The 14,180-nt window shown below is 40.5% G+C and carries 11 protein-coding genes; 8 read left to right on the plus strand and 3 right to left on the minus strand.

What is annotated here, in order from left to right; translation table 11 throughout:
• Positions 1-116: 116 nt before the first annotated feature.
• Positions 117-1,241 (minus strand): TlpA family protein disulfide reductase, encoded by a 1,125-nt coding sequence (locus IE080_RS04075; RefSeq protein ID WP_229800490.1) that lies wholly within the window; start codon positions 1,239-1,241, stop codon positions 117-119.
• Positions 1,242-1,345: 104 nt separating this feature from the next.
• Here IE080_RS04075 and IE080_RS04080 point away from each other — a divergent pair, with 104 nt between their 5' ends.
• Positions 1,346-1,759: a DoxX family protein gene (locus tag IE080_RS04080; protein WP_189579179.1), complete on the plus strand. Its 414-nt coding sequence runs from the start codon at positions 1,346-1,348 to the stop codon at positions 1,757-1,759.
• Between the two features lie 40 nt (positions 1,760-1,799).
• Here the strand turns inward: IE080_RS04080 and recF are convergent, their stop codons facing one another.
• Entirely contained in the window at positions 1,800-2,885 is a 1,086-nt protein-coding gene (gene recF, locus IE080_RS04085) for a DNA replication/repair protein RecF (protein ID WP_189579180.1), read from the minus strand.
• A gap of 105 nt (positions 2,886-2,990) precedes the next feature.
• On the opposite strand from recF, the gene pdhA reads away from it, so the two are divergent.
• The 4 genes from pdhA to IE080_RS04105 all read left to right on the plus strand — a co-directional run bounded on the left by pdhA (position 2,991) and on the right by IE080_RS04105 (position 6,832).
• Positions 2,991-4,010: a pyruvate dehydrogenase (acetyl-transferring) E1 component subunit alpha gene (gene pdhA, locus IE080_RS04090; protein WP_189579181.1), complete on the plus strand. Its 1,020-nt coding sequence runs from the start codon at positions 2,991-2,993 to the stop codon at positions 4,008-4,010.
• Positions 4,011-4,126: 116 nt separating this feature from the next.
• Positions 4,127-4,834, plus strand: coding sequence for a tetratricopeptide repeat protein (locus IE080_RS04095; RefSeq protein ID WP_189579182.1), 708 nt, complete (start codon positions 4,127-4,129; stop codon positions 4,832-4,834).
• 86 nt (positions 4,835-4,920) lie between these two features.
• Positions 4,921-5,397 (plus strand): 6,7-dimethyl-8-ribityllumazine synthase, encoded by a 477-nt coding sequence (gene ribH, locus IE080_RS04100; RefSeq protein WP_189579183.1) that lies wholly within the window; start codon positions 4,921-4,923, stop codon positions 5,395-5,397.
• Positions 5,398-5,509: 112 nt separating this feature from the next.
• Entirely contained in the window at positions 5,510-6,832 is a 1,323-nt protein-coding gene (locus IE080_RS04105) for an aspartate kinase (protein ID WP_189579184.1), read from the plus strand.
• Positions 6,833-6,978: 146 nt separating this feature from the next.
• On the opposite strand, the gene IE080_RS04110 is transcribed toward IE080_RS04105, so the two are convergent.
• On the minus strand, positions 6,979-11,274 hold the full coding sequence (locus IE080_RS04110; RefSeq protein WP_189579185.1) for a hypothetical protein: 4,296 nt from the start codon (positions 11,272-11,274) through the stop codon (positions 6,979-6,981).
• A 578-nt stretch (positions 11,275-11,852) separates the two neighbouring features.
• Between IE080_RS04110 and IE080_RS04115 the strand changes: the two genes are divergently transcribed.
• Genes IE080_RS04115 through IE080_RS04125 form a run of 3 tightly spaced genes read left to right on the plus strand, consistent with a single transcriptional unit; the run spans position 11,853 to position 14,152 of the window.
• Positions 11,853-12,395, plus strand: coding sequence for an RNA polymerase sigma factor (locus tag IE080_RS04115; RefSeq protein WP_189579186.1), 543 nt, complete (start codon positions 11,853-11,855; stop codon positions 12,393-12,395).
• The gene (locus tag IE080_RS04120) at positions 12,385-13,104 is read left to right on the plus strand and encodes a hypothetical protein (RefSeq protein ID WP_189579187.1); all 720 of its coding nucleotides are present in this window, start codon (positions 12,385-12,387) and stop codon (positions 13,102-13,104) included. The genes IE080_RS04115 and IE080_RS04120 overlap by 11 nt, the downstream gene beginning before the upstream one ends.
• On the plus strand, positions 13,091-14,152 hold the full coding sequence (locus tag IE080_RS04125; RefSeq protein WP_189579188.1) for a hypothetical protein: 1,062 nt from the start codon (positions 13,091-13,093) through the stop codon (positions 14,150-14,152). The genes IE080_RS04120 and IE080_RS04125 overlap by 14 nt, the downstream gene beginning before the upstream one ends.
• The last annotated feature ends 28 nt before the right edge of the window (positions 14,153-14,180 follow it).

Genomic DNA, 14,180 nt, shown 5'->3' on the forward strand with positions numbered 1-14,180 from the left:
AGGAGGCGCAGTTTTAAGAGCGCTAAAGAAATAAATTGTATCTGTGCCAAATCTGTTCAATCCCCTTTATCTGTGAGAGACATTTTGCCAAATCTCCTATATCTGCGAGATGCTTATCACATTCCCTCCCCTATCGCTATCAGCGCCTCATAAGCTTCATCACCTGGTCGGGGGGCGTTGACTTGGAGGATTTTATTTCCCTTACCTAAAATCAGGTATCTGGGAATGCCCCATACTTTGAAGTAACGCATGATATCTGCTTCAAAACCTTGCCCTGCAAATAAATGAACCCCATTCATCGGGTTTTTATCTAAATAATTTTTCCAAGATTCTTCTTTTTCATCTACAGATACATACATCAAGATAATATCATCCAAACCCACCAGCTTCTTTTCAAAATCAGGCGTTTTGGTCTTAAAGGTTTGAATGCATGGTCCACACCAAGATGCCCACAAATCCAAATAAATAATCTTATCATGGTAATCAGAGAGACGCACCATCGCTCCTGTCAAATCCTTAAATTCAAAGTCAGTCACCTGGGCTCCTGTTCGCAGGCGCTCCAAATCTTTCAAATCTTCCATCATATTGGGCAGGTGGACTGATTCAGGATACTCTGCAACAAATTGATTGACCAAACGCTCACTGACTTCGTAGCCACCAGACAGCATGACCATTTCATTCATGACCATGGCCGCTTTCAAACTTTCGCGCATGGGTTCTTCTCTAGACAAAATAAATTCCTCCACACGGGTATTGGGCATACCAAAGGGAATCTCCAAGGAATAATGAAGCGCCATCATCAAGGAACGGGATAAATCATCATTGAGGTTAGTCAAGTCCTCCAAAATCCCCAACTGAACCAAGTACTGTTGAAAGAAAGCGGACTTCTCTTCTGCAGAAAGTTCCTCTGCACGTTCCATATACGCTTCTGAGAGCTGTACCAGCAGGGCCTTTCTCATCGCCACAGCCTCTGAGATATCGGATGCATCCAAGGATGTCTCTTGTCCTTTGAGGTGATCCTTCACCTGCTGATCAATTTTTTTCGCCAAAGTAATAAAATCATCGACCGTAGGTGCCTCCTCAACATCAAAAAGTGATTCTGCAATCATAGGATACAGTTCCTCTTGGACATATCCATACAAGGAGGTGGTGTAAATAGTTAAGGCTCCACTTTTTTGCTGGGCAAAGGAAAAAGAAAAGGGCAGCACTAACAGACTTATGATCAGACAAAGGTATCTCATATATTCAATTGGATTAGTTTGTATAAAGTAGCCCTAAGTTACTGCCAACAATGAATTAAATGCTTATTTTTGGAAAAATAATCTGCAATTACAATCCCGAATCCATGAAAAAGTTAATCTTCAGCACCAAACCTTTTGCTATTGATTTTGCATTAGCCCTCTTGAGAGTGGGTTCGGCAGGGATGATGATCACGCATGGATGGGCCAAAATTGCAGATTTCACCAACAAGCTGGGTACTTTTAGAGACCCCTTAGGTGTAGGTCCGGCAGTATCCCTTCAGTTGGCGATTTTCTCTGAGTTTTTTTGCGCCATATTGCTACTGTTAGGATTTATGACCCGGATATGCTTGTTGCCATTAGGATTCACTATGTTTGTGGCGGCGTTTATGGTACATGCAGATGACCCCTTTGCATCCAAAGAAAAGGCCCTCTTGTTTTTATTGATCTTCGTGGTATTAAGCATTACAGGCCCAGGACGATTGTCTTTAGATGCCCAAATCAACCGAAAGCGGTATTGAGGAGTTATTTAAGCTTTCCGATGATTACAAAATAGCCACCCTAACTTCTCAACTCAAAAAACACACATTCCGCATTTATCCCTTTGAGTATCTCTTTAGAACGCTCCGGGCGGGCATCGGTGATAAACAATTGCCCAAAAGCATGGTCCGCCACCAATTTCATCAATTGGGATATCCGACCATCATCCAGCTTATCAAAAATATCATCCAACAACAACAAGGGCTTTACCTGCAAATGTGCGTGAAATACCTGAAACTGTGCCAGCTTCAAGCCTATCACAAATGATTTCTGCTGTCCCTGAGAACCAAATTTCTTGATAGGATATCCTCCAATCTGAAAAACAAAATCATCCTTATGGATACCCATCGTACTTCTTTTCAAGACAAAATCCTTGGATGCTGCTGCACGAAATGCTGTATCAAAATCCTCTTCCAGGCACTGGGTTTCATAGCTGATGCTGACAGGTTCCTGTGCATCGGAAATAAAGCTGTAATAATCCACCAATAAGGGACTGTATTCATCCACAAAAGCCTGCCGCTTGGCTGCCAATACTTTCGAGCCTTGGATCAATTCCCGGTTATAGGGCTCCATCAACTCCTCCTGCCACTTTCCTTTATCGGCAAACAGTTTGATCAGCGCATTGCGTTGCTTCAAAAAATGTTGATAGCGGACCAGCTGATCCATGTACTGCCGATCCAGCTGACAGAGCATGGAATCAAAAAAGCGCCTGCGATCTTCACTCCCTTCGCTGATCAATCGGGTATCATCCGGAGCGATGAGAACAATGGGAAGCAAGCCCACATGTTCACTCATCTTATCTATGGCCTTCCCATTTTGAAGCAATTGCTTTTTCTTTCCCGATTCTACTACACACCGAACTTCCAGAGATTTCCCTTCCCGCTCAAAATCTCCCATAAGCGTAAAAAAATCAAATCCATGCTGCACTGCAAGGGAATCTGCACCATTGATAGCCGATTTGGTCAGGCAGAGGTAGTGGATGGCATCCAGAATATTGGTTTTTCCACTCCCATTTTTCCCCACCAGACAATTGATCTCTGGGGAAAACTGGAATTCTGCCTTGGCGTAATTTTTAAATTGCAGCAATTTCAGATTTTTGAGATGCATGGTGTGTGTACTCTAGGTATTTTGACTATTTTCGCAACTGGTCTTAAAATTCAGTCCAATTGATTATATTTGAGGCCTAAATTAGCATATTTTACTTGAATTGATATGGCAAAGAAGAGTACTGCTACCAAAGCAAAAGCGAAATATTCCAAAGAGACCTATGCATACTGGTACGAAAGTATGCTGTTGATGAGAAGGTTTGAGGAGAAAGCAGGTCAGCTTTATGGACAGCAAAAAATCAGAGGATTCTGTCATTTATACATCGGTCAAGAGGCCTGCGCTTCTGGAGCAATCACCGCATTGACTAAGGACGATAAGTGGATTACGGCTTACCGTGACCACGCTCATCCACTAGGCTTGGGTACAGACCCAGGTGCTGTGATGGCAGAATTGTACGGAAAAGCTACCGGTACTACCAAAGGTAAAGGCGGTTCCATGCACATTTTTGACAAAGAAAGAAACTTCATGGGTGGTCATGGTATTGTAGGTGCACAAGTTCCTATGGGCTTGGGTATTGGCTTTGCGGAGAAATACCAAGGCACCAAAAACCTGTGTATCTGCTACATGGGTGATGGAGCCGTGAGACAGGGTGCTGTACACGAAGCCTTCAACTTGGCCATGTTGTACAAAGTACCGGTAATCTTCGTAATCGAAAACAATGGTTACGCCATGGGTACTTCTGTAGCAAGAACCTCCAATGTAACCGAATTATACAAAATCGGTGAAGCATACGATATGCCTTCGTTCCCGGTAGATGGAATGAATGTAGAAGCGGTACACGAAGCAGTAGCCGAAGCAGCGGATAGAGCACGTAGAGGCGATGGACCAACCTTATTGGAATTCAGAACCTATCGCTACAAAGGTCACTCCATGTCGGATCCTCAGAAGTACAGAACCCGTGAAGAGGTGGAAGAGTACAAACAAAGGGACCCTGTGGAGCAGGTAAAAGCGACCATCCTTGAAAACAACATCCTGACAGAAGAAGAAATCAAAGAAATCGACGCAAGAGTCAAAAAACAAGTAGATGATTCCGTGAAATTCGCAGAAGAATCTCCTTGGCCTGATGGACAAGATGCCTTCAAAGATGTCTACATGCAGGAAGACTATCCTTTTGTAATGGAATAAAATCAATCAACCTGACAAAATCAGTCATCGTGTACAAAAATACACATGACTGATTTTTTGTTAGTATTTGGGAATTAAGTAAAAGCCTTATATTTGCGGGCGAAAATTTTGAAATAATGGCTAAGAAAGAGACAAAAAAAGCTGAAGTAGAATACGAACTATTGGAAAATCCAGAGGAAATCAAAAGTAGACTGGAAAGAGGCGAAGCTTATTTAAGAGAAAATACAAAATTGGTAGGTGGTCTGATCGCTGTGGTCATCCTGATTATTGCAGGTGTCCTATTTATGCAGATCAATACCCAAAACCAGGACAAAAAAGCACAAGCAGAAATGTTCCAGGCTGTTTACTATTTCGAACAAGATGAAACAGATTTAGCTTTAAACGGGGATGGTTCCAATGCTGGTTTCTTGAAAATTGTAGAAAACTACAAGAGAACGGATGCTGCTAATCTAGCACATTTCTACATCGGTTCCATCTACCTATCCGAAGGTAATCATCAGAAGGCTATTGATCATTTGAAAAAATTCTCTGCTAAAGATTATTTTGTTCAGGCAAGAGCGTTTGCTTTGTTAGGTGATGCTTATTTGGAAATGGGCAATACTTCTGAGGCTATCGCTAATTACAAAAAGGCTGTCAACCACAAAGAAAATAAATTCTTTGCTCCTCGCTACCTAAGCAAATTAGCTATTGCTTACGAAGAAGCAGGCGACATCGCCAATGCCATCAAAACCTATGGAGAAATCGAGGAGAAATACTTCGAGTCTTTCGAATTCACTAACGCTAGAAAACATAAAGCTCGTTTGGAAGGCCTTGCTTCTAAATGATGCTTGCTATATGCATACAATCATGAAGAGTAAGGCCTCCGGTCTTACTCTTTTTGCTTTATAACCTATACTAAAATTTAACACTCATGGCTACATCCTTAAAAAGTCTCAGCGAATACAGCACCAATAACCTTCCGGATATCTCCCAAAAGAAATTTGGTATTGTGGTATCAGAATGGAACGATCAGATCACAGATGCCTTGTTTTCAGGAGCACTGGAAACATTACTATCCCATGGTGCCCAGAAATCCAATATTTACAGAAAAGATGTTCCCGGTTCCTTTGAACTGACCCTAGGAGCACAATGGCTTGCAGAACAAGAAGCCATCGATGCTGTCATCTGCTTGGGTTGTGTGATTCAGGGAGAGACGCGTCACTTTGATTTTATCTGCGATGCGGTGGCCCATGGCATTACAAATGTTGGCCTGAAATTTAACAAACCGGTGATTTTTGGAGTTTTGACCCCTGATACCATGCAGCAGGCACTAGACAGAGCGGGAGGTAAACATGGGAACAAAGGAGATGAAGCAGCAATTACCGCTATTAAAATGCTTGGATTTTAAGTAAAGGTTAAAAAAAATTAGTCCCAAATCCAATCAGTAGCGGTCAGCTCTCCGTTATGGTTACACATTAGAATTAAGCAGCAAAACCTTAGCAACTCAAACCTTACACACAATGAAAATAATGAAATTCGGGGGAACCTCTGTTGGAAAGCCCGAACGCATGCATCAAGTAAAAGACTTGATTACCCGCGACAATCAAAAGAAGATTGTGGTCCTTTCTGCCCTGTCCGGTACTACCAATGCCTTGGTAGGAATCGGAGAAGCCTTGGCTGAAGCTAAAAAAGACCTGGCAAAAGAGCGCATCGACAGCTTGCACAAGCATTACCAATCCTTTTACAAAGAATTGTTGAAAACAGATGCTGCAAGGACCAAAGCAGAGAAAATCATCAAAGAACATTTTGAGTTCCTGAATATCATCCTGAAAATTTCTTTCAACGAAGCCATCAACCGGGATATTCTTGCACAGGGGGAATTACTTTCTACCAAGTTATTCTATACGCTTTTACAGGAATTGGATGTTCCGGCGGTATTTTTACCTGCCTTGGACTTTATGAGCATTGACGAAAATCATGAGCCTGAATTGCCAAAAATCACTGAAAAGTTGAAGAGCATTTTGGTCAATTTCCCTCAGGATAGAATCTTTGTTACCCAGGGCTATATCTGCAAAAACCATAGAAACGAAGTAGATAATCTCAAGCGTGGGGGCTCTGATTACTCCGCTTCTTTGATGGGTGCAGCTATCAATGCTGAAGTAGTAGAGATTTGGACAGACATAGACGGGATGCATAACAACGATCCACGTATCGTAGATAAAACCAAGCCTATTGCACAATTGTCTTTTGATGAAGCAGCGGAATTAGCCTATTTCGGAGCAAAAATTCTACACCCAGCTTCCATTTGGCCGGCACAGAAATATAATATCGCGGTCAAACTTCTGAACACTATGGAGCCAGATGCTGTAGGAACAACTATTACGGCGAAGGAACAAGGTTCGGGCGTAAAAGCCATCGCAGCGAAAGACGGAATTACTGCCATCAAAATCAAGTCCAGCCGTATGTTGTTGGCTTATGGCTTTTTGAGAAAAGTATTTGAAATCTTCGAGCGCTACAAAACCTCCATCGATATGATTACTACTTCAGAGGTGGCCGTTTCTGTAACAATTGACGATCTGTCACATCTGAAGGAAATCACCAAAGAATTGGAAAAGCTGGGAACAGTAGAAGTGGATAAAAATCAGGCTATCATCTCCATTGTGGGCAATATGATTGCTGAATCCAAGGGAACTGTTGCCAACGTGATGAACTGCTTGACAGACTACCCTATCCGAATGGTATCCTATGGTGGCAGCAGACACAACATCTCCTTGCTATTGGATGCTAAGCTTAAAAATGAAGCGTTGAAAAGCCTCAATGAAGGCTTGTTTCAGTGGAACTAAGTTAGCATTTAGATAACAAACTTCAATCAGCGCAACTAGGGTCTGAAGCAAGAAAAGAAAAAGGCTGTCTCACTTACGCGAGACAGCCTTTCTACGTTTATTATTCAGCTGTAATGGATTAAAATTTACTTTAATAGCAACCTCCGTCACTTATCCTCCTCTTTACGTTTAGGCTGTATTGGCTGACCGAGGCCTAGACTACCTTTTACTCCACTAAGGCTGGTTCTCCACCAGTAATTGAAAATAAACTTCTCCTGATCCCGCTCTTCATAGATTCTGGAACGTACGGTCCTTCCCGATAGCTTTCTCGGATTATTGCTATTGACTGCAAAAGAATTCAATACAAAGGTCAGGATTTTTTTCCTTCCCTTTCCAGGTTCTAAGGTACGCTCGTCAAGTAACTGAACTCTCAAATCCGAGTAAAGCAAGGTCATTTTTCCCGTTGCAAATTGATCATTGGCTACAAAAGACCAATTACCTCCATTCACTTGACCCCGGGTCACGCGGGCAAACGCATTAGAAGCGATGATGCTGTTGATGGAACCTAGATCAAATGCACCCAACTGCACATTTACTTCCATAGGATAAGGAAACTGGTAACGCATCCGAGCTTGTAAATCAATTGGTGCTACACCATTCAGCAAGGCCTTTGCGTACAAATCTGATTTCTCTAAATCAAAACTACTGCTATCCATTGATAGGGCAAACGGAGTCAACGTGGCCTTCAAATCTGTAAAATGAATATTACCAGGCACCATTCCTTTTTCTGGAAACTCCGTATATCCTACGAAGGCCTGATGAATTGCCAGGGTATCTAACCTCACATCTATCCCCGCAGCTTGCATAAGAGCTTGAGGCATCGGACGAACAACTCCCTCTTTTTTTGGAAAACGCTTATCCCGGAAAATTTTAGCATGCACTTGAGCTATACTCAATTTCTCGGCTTGTAAAGCCTGTTCGGAAATCAAGGCTTGCCATAAAGGATACATGATTTCAACATCCTCTAGTTTCAACTCAGCCACATCTGACTGAGTACCTACCATGCGATGGTACTGAAATCTCCCCACTGTTGGCATCATGCTTAGGCCTTCTATGCCTATTCGATTATTTTGAATGCTCAGGCCCCGAATCCTTAAGCGGTTCAGACTATCCTTCATTATCACTTCGTAGGAGGGAAGGAAGATAGAAAATTCCTCCTTGAGGAGGTCATCCGTAGTCAAGGCTCCCAAATCGCTTAATTCGGATTCAAATCCTCCATAAAACAGATCCAACCCTTTCAACTGTCTCCCAAGTTTTACTCCATATTTGTCCATCAAAGCGATAGTACCCTGCTCTATTTTAAAATCATCTACTTTTAACACTTCCAACACAGCAGCCTCAGCAGCCTCTCTATCTTTTGGTTTTTTGATATTTCGGACAGTATCTGTAAAAATTTCTAAATCAGGCCTAAACAAGGTCAGCTCCTTTATCCATAAATCCTTTGACTGCTGCAGCTCACTCAAGGAGTTGATTTTAAGCAAGGCTACTGGAATCTGCCCTGAAAAAACAGGCTGACCCGGATTTCCACTCAAGGAATTGGGAATCACTCGGAAATTATTAACCAAAATACCATCTCTTCGGGTATCTAGCTCGACTTTATCAAAAGTAATTTGATGTACGCTATCCCCAAGATTCAACCAAAACTCATCCATTCCCAATGACAAAGCTCCAAAAAGACTGGCAATATCAGCCTGTTTTGCTTTCAACGAATCCAATTCAAAATCATAAATCCCTAAATTGATTCCGGTATTGATCAGGTTACTGGTACTTCCTCCTTCTTTAAAAGATAAACTAAACTGCGAGCGCTCTGTCAATACAGTATCAATGGAAACCCGATCAATCGTTTTGGGTAGCGTCCGATCTCTGCGCCGCGCTCTCCTGCCTATAGCAGTATCTTCTACCTCCACATCCCGGTTGATCAAGACCTGTACATCTGAGTCCACTAGCCTTACCTTTTGAAGTTGTAAAACGTTGTCAAAGAGGAAGGCTTCTAAGTCTACTCCACGAAAAGACATCGCAGGGATGGTAGCGGATATTTTGGTTTTATCCTGTGTACTGGTACTAGGAGTTAAGCGGACATTTCGGGTAATGATTTCCTCCGTAGACGTATTGAAGTTAATCCGATCCGCTACAATATTATACTTTCCATTGGCTACGGAAAACACATAGTTGTTCAAATTCAAATCCACTTCTTCGGAAAATAAAGAAGATATTTGGTCCAGATCAGTATTTTGGTCTATGTAAAAGTTCCTAACAGCTATGGAAATATTATCTTCTGAAAAGGTCCTTAATCGCTCCCGAATAGAGTTTTCATAACTCAAACTCCCTCTTTCCAAACTGAGAGAGCCAATAGAAATGGACTGAAAGTACGATATCAGTAATTCCAGTATGTCTCGTTTAACCTTTTCTTCTTCGTCTTCTTGCTGTGAACGATAGCGATGGATCTTAATGGTAGGGGAAGGAACACGAATATTCCGTATGCTCAGGATTCCTTCTTCATAAGCTTTGGAAATATCCACACCATTAACCGTAAATTCAGGTACAAAAATCTCCAAAGTAGTGCTTTGCTCATAGCGGTCCAAAATACTACTGATCCGCTCTTGGTCAAATGGACGGATTCGAAAACCTCTAATAGCCACCCGATCCAACTTGGTATCAATTAATACCCGGTCGGCAGAAAACATGTGTAAATCATCTGACAACTTCAAGGCATAATCTAACAACTCCAAACGCATATCATCTGCCCAAAATACGCTCTTAGTACCAGAAGCTACGGTAGTAGCATCCAATGCAAAGTTATCAAGCAATAAGTTGACCGTTCCAAATGACAAACTATCCTGACGGGATCGCAGGTTATTATCGATCACGATAGATCCTTCCCGTAATTCCAATTGCTTGATATAAATCCCTTCCAAGAAATCTTCATACAGTAGAGCTATATCGAATTCCTTTCCATTATCTTTTCCTTGCACATCACGAAGTACTATCGTAGGCTGATTGATAATTAACTCTTCTACCTGAATAACTCCTTCCTGATAGATTTTTTTCAAATTTGCTTTAGCTATACTGAGTTCAGGAACAGCAATATCCAACAAGGTATTCCCACTACCGAAAAGAGACTCATCTAATGCCTGCAACTGAAACCCTTGTATCAGTACCTCATCTTCGAAGGAACTCAAGCGAACAAAGCTACTAGTCACCCGGTGCAAAGAGTCTCCTAAATACAAATCCACATCGTACAAATCCAGCGAAGCGTCAGCCGCATAAAAAAACTGCTCTTTCTTCCGTTCTAAATCAGGCCCAACATACACCTGATTCATTTTAAAATCAACCCGCTCACTGTTGAGTGAGTAGAGATGTCTATTGTAGGTATTGCGTTTGACAAACTTACCTTCGCTAATCTGCAAATCCCGAATATTAATTTCTTCCAAGATTCCTTCAATCAATTGATACAACTCAAAATCACCCAAATCCAAGCCCTGTCTTTTAGGAGTCGAGTACAATTGAAAAAATGGTTTATTCAAGTTTAGAAATTCAATATCCACAACTCCCGTATAGAAGAGTTTATTGATATCTGCTCCCTCCAGTTGTAACTGATCCAACTCCAATTGGAAATAGCTATCCAAAGGTTTGGAAAAGTTGGGGTCAATGTTGATAACGCTTGCCTTGATAAAGGATTGTAAGGAAGAAATATCGATTTTTTGGGATGAAATGGTATGCACACTATCAGCCAACAATATCTGAAAATCCTCCATAGAGAACTCAAAACCCAGTGCATTGAAAGGAGTCTCCGGTACTCGGTTTTGTAGTAGCTGTACATCTTTCAGATAAATGCGAGAGTTTTCTCCTTTGATCGCACGTTGGGAAATAAAGTTGTTGAGAAGAAAATCCGCATCCAATACTTCCAAATTTTTGATTCGAATGTCCTTAAGAGATGAAGACAAAAAGGATTTTTGGATCTCTTCCTGAAGTAAAACTAAAGGAGAATCTACTGCTTTTTCTTCTTGATTCTGTAAAAACCTAACCCTCAAATCCGGTTCTAGGAGGCGAATATTGCCAATGATCAACTCCTTACTTCTGAAATGATAATTGAGACCCGTGATTTTTACATAAGGTAGGTCAGCCTGGTAAAATGGAATTTCTTCGGCAAACTCTAAGGAATCTGTCAATGGCAATAGCTTTAGTTCGCGAAAAGCAAACCCCCTTTGAAGTAAAGAAACCCGAAAACTTTCGAATTCTATTGCATACTTCCCTTCAGATGCTTCGGTTACCTTTTGCTTCAGGTAATTTCTTAACAGAAAGTCCGAGCTAAGAAACAACACCCCGTGGAGAAACAACAAAACACCCACTAACCAAGCTAATGGGCGGAGGATTCGCTGATGTCGCAAATAGAATGCTTTCATAGGCTGATTCACGGGAAATAGCTTCAGTGTCGAAGTAAAAGTACTATAAAAGCAGGGAATACACTCGAAGCAAGAAGTTAAAATTTTCTAACGGAAAAAGGCGACCAACCGTTTACACAGCCAACCGCCTTTTTTATGTAGAAAACCCAAATCTAATCTAATAGCTGTAGGAGAAGGACTCGAACCTCCACGGAGTAGTTAGGCCACACTGAGCTCTGTGCGCTTTATCCATTCCCAACAATTGTTGGTACCTCCACCCCCGAGACAGGAGGGCATGTCTGCCAGTTTCATCACCCTACAATAATATACACCTTATGATGAGGAAAACGTCTTTCTCTCTCGGACTGTGACAAAATTAATAAAACGATTCATTCATTAAAATTTTTGCAAGTTTTTTTCTTATTTTTTACAGTATTTTAAATTTTATAATCAAACGAGAGCAGTTTACAAAATCAACTAGCTGATTTTGCCCAGCTGATTATGAATTTCTTAATTGAAAAAAATTGTTTTTTTTCAAAACTACAAGCAACCATTGAAGGACTGAATGCATTTTACCAATTAAATAAGCAACCAAACAATTGATTCACCAACAAACCATAGCCAAAGCCCGAAAAGGAGATCAGCGAGCCATGAAAGATATCTTTCATGCTCAAAGCAAAGCTTTATTTATGCTTTGTCTAAGATACATCCCTCATCAGGCAGACGCTGAAGACGTTCTTAGTGCTGCATTTAGCAAGATATTTGAAAAACTATCAGGCTTTAAAAATCAAGGTGAGGGAAGCTTAGAAGCATGGATGCGTCAGGTTGTGGTAAATGAATGCCTGATGTTTTTACGCAAAAAACAAAAAGCTCCAATGATGGTAGAGCCTGATTCAACTATTACAGCCCTGGAAGATAACGCTATTAACCAACTGACCAATCAGGAACTATTCCAATTAATCTTACAATTGCCCGAAGGGTATAGAACAGTATTTAACCTTTACGAAATCGAAGGGTACAACCATAAGGAAATATCGGAAAAGCTCAACATTAGCGTTGGGACTTCCAAATCTCAATTGAGTAAGGCAAAAGCCTATTTAAAAAATCTTATCATCAAACACGGCTGGTACAATGCATCCTAATAGAAAAAATATTGACCAAGAAGCTCAGCTGCCTAAAGGCGTTCTTTTCAATGAAGAAGCTATTTGGAACTCAGTTCAGCTTCCTCAAAAAAAGAAGCCAAAAACTTGGCTGCGGGTAGCCGCTGCTAGTATAACCGCATTGTTCATAGGTTGGTGGTTGACACAAGAAAACGCACCAGATTCGTTGGAGACTATCATAGCAGCAGAAAACGTAACCGAAGAGAAAACAAATTATACAAAATCGGAAGAACTAAGCTTCAAGGAACCGATCCAAGAAAATCAGCTTAGCGAAATAGTGAAATCACCATCTATCGTTCAAAACATGCTCCCAAAAGTCTTGGCTAAGGATGATTCGCTAGAAGAAAAACAAAACTCCATTGAAAGCCCATCCTTAACTACAATTGCAAAAAAGGACACTGTGACTAAAGAATCACAACAGCATCAGTTGGTCGCAGAAACGACCAAACCCAAAGCAAGCGGACCATCTATTGACGAAGTAGTACTAGAATCATTAAGTCCAGCAGCAAGACGCTTACAAGCCAATCTTCAAGCGCAGCAAAAAGAACTACCAGTCAAAGAAATTGAAATCAGTGAACCATTTCGACTACAAGACATTTGGGCTACCAAACCCTACGTCAGCAATAATCAGAGATCCAGAAATGAGTCTTTTATCACAACATTAACCACAAAAACCCATGAGAAAAATTAGTCTTTTTATTACTCTCGCATTATTTATTTTCTCCTCAAAAGTCCAAGGCCAAAACTTGGTAGAAAAAGATGAATACAAGTTCTTCAATACATCCTATGATAAGGAAAACTTTATTTTACGCAGGGTTAATGATACTTTACATGTATACATTCAAGAGGAAAAGAAAATCAGTTTTTTCTGGGCAGATATTAGTTCAAAAAGAGGATTCCCAAGCTTTGAAAATGACATAGAAAAATTTCTAAAAATCTTAGCTAGTTTAAAATTACCTACAGCTACAGAGTCTTACAATATTCGATTCAGCCCGAATTCCAACCAAATTAGCTTTAGCCCATTGGAAGAGGTTAGATTTAGAAAAATGGAAGAAGAAATTTTTCCAACAAAAACTCAAGTAGTCCGATTTTCATATGCAGAGGGGATGATGGATGTAGTTATCTACCTCGGAGAAATAGATGAGCTACTTGTTTTGAAAGAGGCTGGGATTTCTGATATGGTTAAAGAAGTATGGGAAGATAAGGATTGGATTAGTCAATACAAACATAGAAAATTAAACAAGGAATTACATTTACTTTCTGATGGAAGAAAAGAGCTTATCACATATAGCAATTTGGATAGCAAATCTCTATTTATAAATCTAGACTTCAGTGTAGGAGCAAGTATTCTTGGTAATCAACTCCCGATAACATCTGATTGGATGTTAATTTTTGATAATGGAAAACGGCGAAAATGGACAGGTTTTAAGTCAACATGGGAATTATCTTTTAAAACATATAACTTTTTCCAACCTGACTCTGAAGGCAGCTTTGATTATCTAAGAGAATCGTTTATCAATGCGGGATATTCAATGAATTTTAATTATGATTGGAGAACTACCATTAAATATGGACGTAAAGTCAATAATTCAAGAGAAGACTCTATTTTGGCAGCATACAACAATCGACTTTCATTTGATTATCATCTCAATTCAAGCTTTATTTTTACAATAGACTTTTTCTTTAAAAATTTCAGGGAACCATGGATTCCATCAGTCGGGATAAACTACGCTTTCTAATTCAATCAACTTAAATTAAAAGAACAAA

This window comes from Mongoliitalea lutea (assembly GCF_014652135.1).
In the GTDB taxonomy this organism is placed as follows: domain Bacteria; phylum Bacteroidota; class Bacteroidia; order Cytophagales; family Cyclobacteriaceae; genus Mongoliitalea; species Mongoliitalea lutea.

Coding starts and splice junctions, on each gene's coding strand:
- IE080_RS04075 (WP_229800490.1), bottom strand. CDS start 1,241: ATGAGATACCTTTGTCTGATCATAAGTCTGTTAGTGCTGCCCTTTTCT.
- IE080_RS04080 (WP_189579179.1), top strand. CDS start 1,346: ATGAAAAAGTTAATCTTCAGCACCAAACCTTTTGCTATTGATTTTGCA.
- recF (WP_189579180.1), bottom strand. CDS start 2,885: ATGCATCTCAAAAATCTGAAATTGCTGCAATTTAAAAATTACGCCAAG.
- pdhA (WP_189579181.1), top strand. CDS start 2,991: ATGGCAAAGAAGAGTACTGCTACCAAAGCAAAAGCGAAATATTCCAAA.
- IE080_RS04095 (WP_189579182.1), top strand. CDS start 4,127: ATGGCTAAGAAAGAGACAAAAAAAGCTGAAGTAGAATACGAACTATTG.
- ribH (WP_189579183.1), top strand. CDS start 4,921: ATGGCTACATCCTTAAAAAGTCTCAGCGAATACAGCACCAATAACCTT.
- IE080_RS04105 (WP_189579184.1), top strand. CDS start 5,510: ATGAAAATAATGAAATTCGGGGGAACCTCTGTTGGAAAGCCCGAACGC.
- IE080_RS04110 (WP_189579185.1), bottom strand. CDS start 11,274: ATGAAAGCATTCTATTTGCGACATCAGCGAATCCTCCGCCCATTAGCT.
- IE080_RS04120 (WP_189579187.1), top strand. CDS start 12,385: ATGCATCCTAATAGAAAAAATATTGACCAAGAAGCTCAGCTGCCTAAA.
- IE080_RS04125 (WP_189579188.1), top strand. CDS start 13,091: ATGAGAAAAATTAGTCTTTTTATTACTCTCGCATTATTTATTTTCTCC.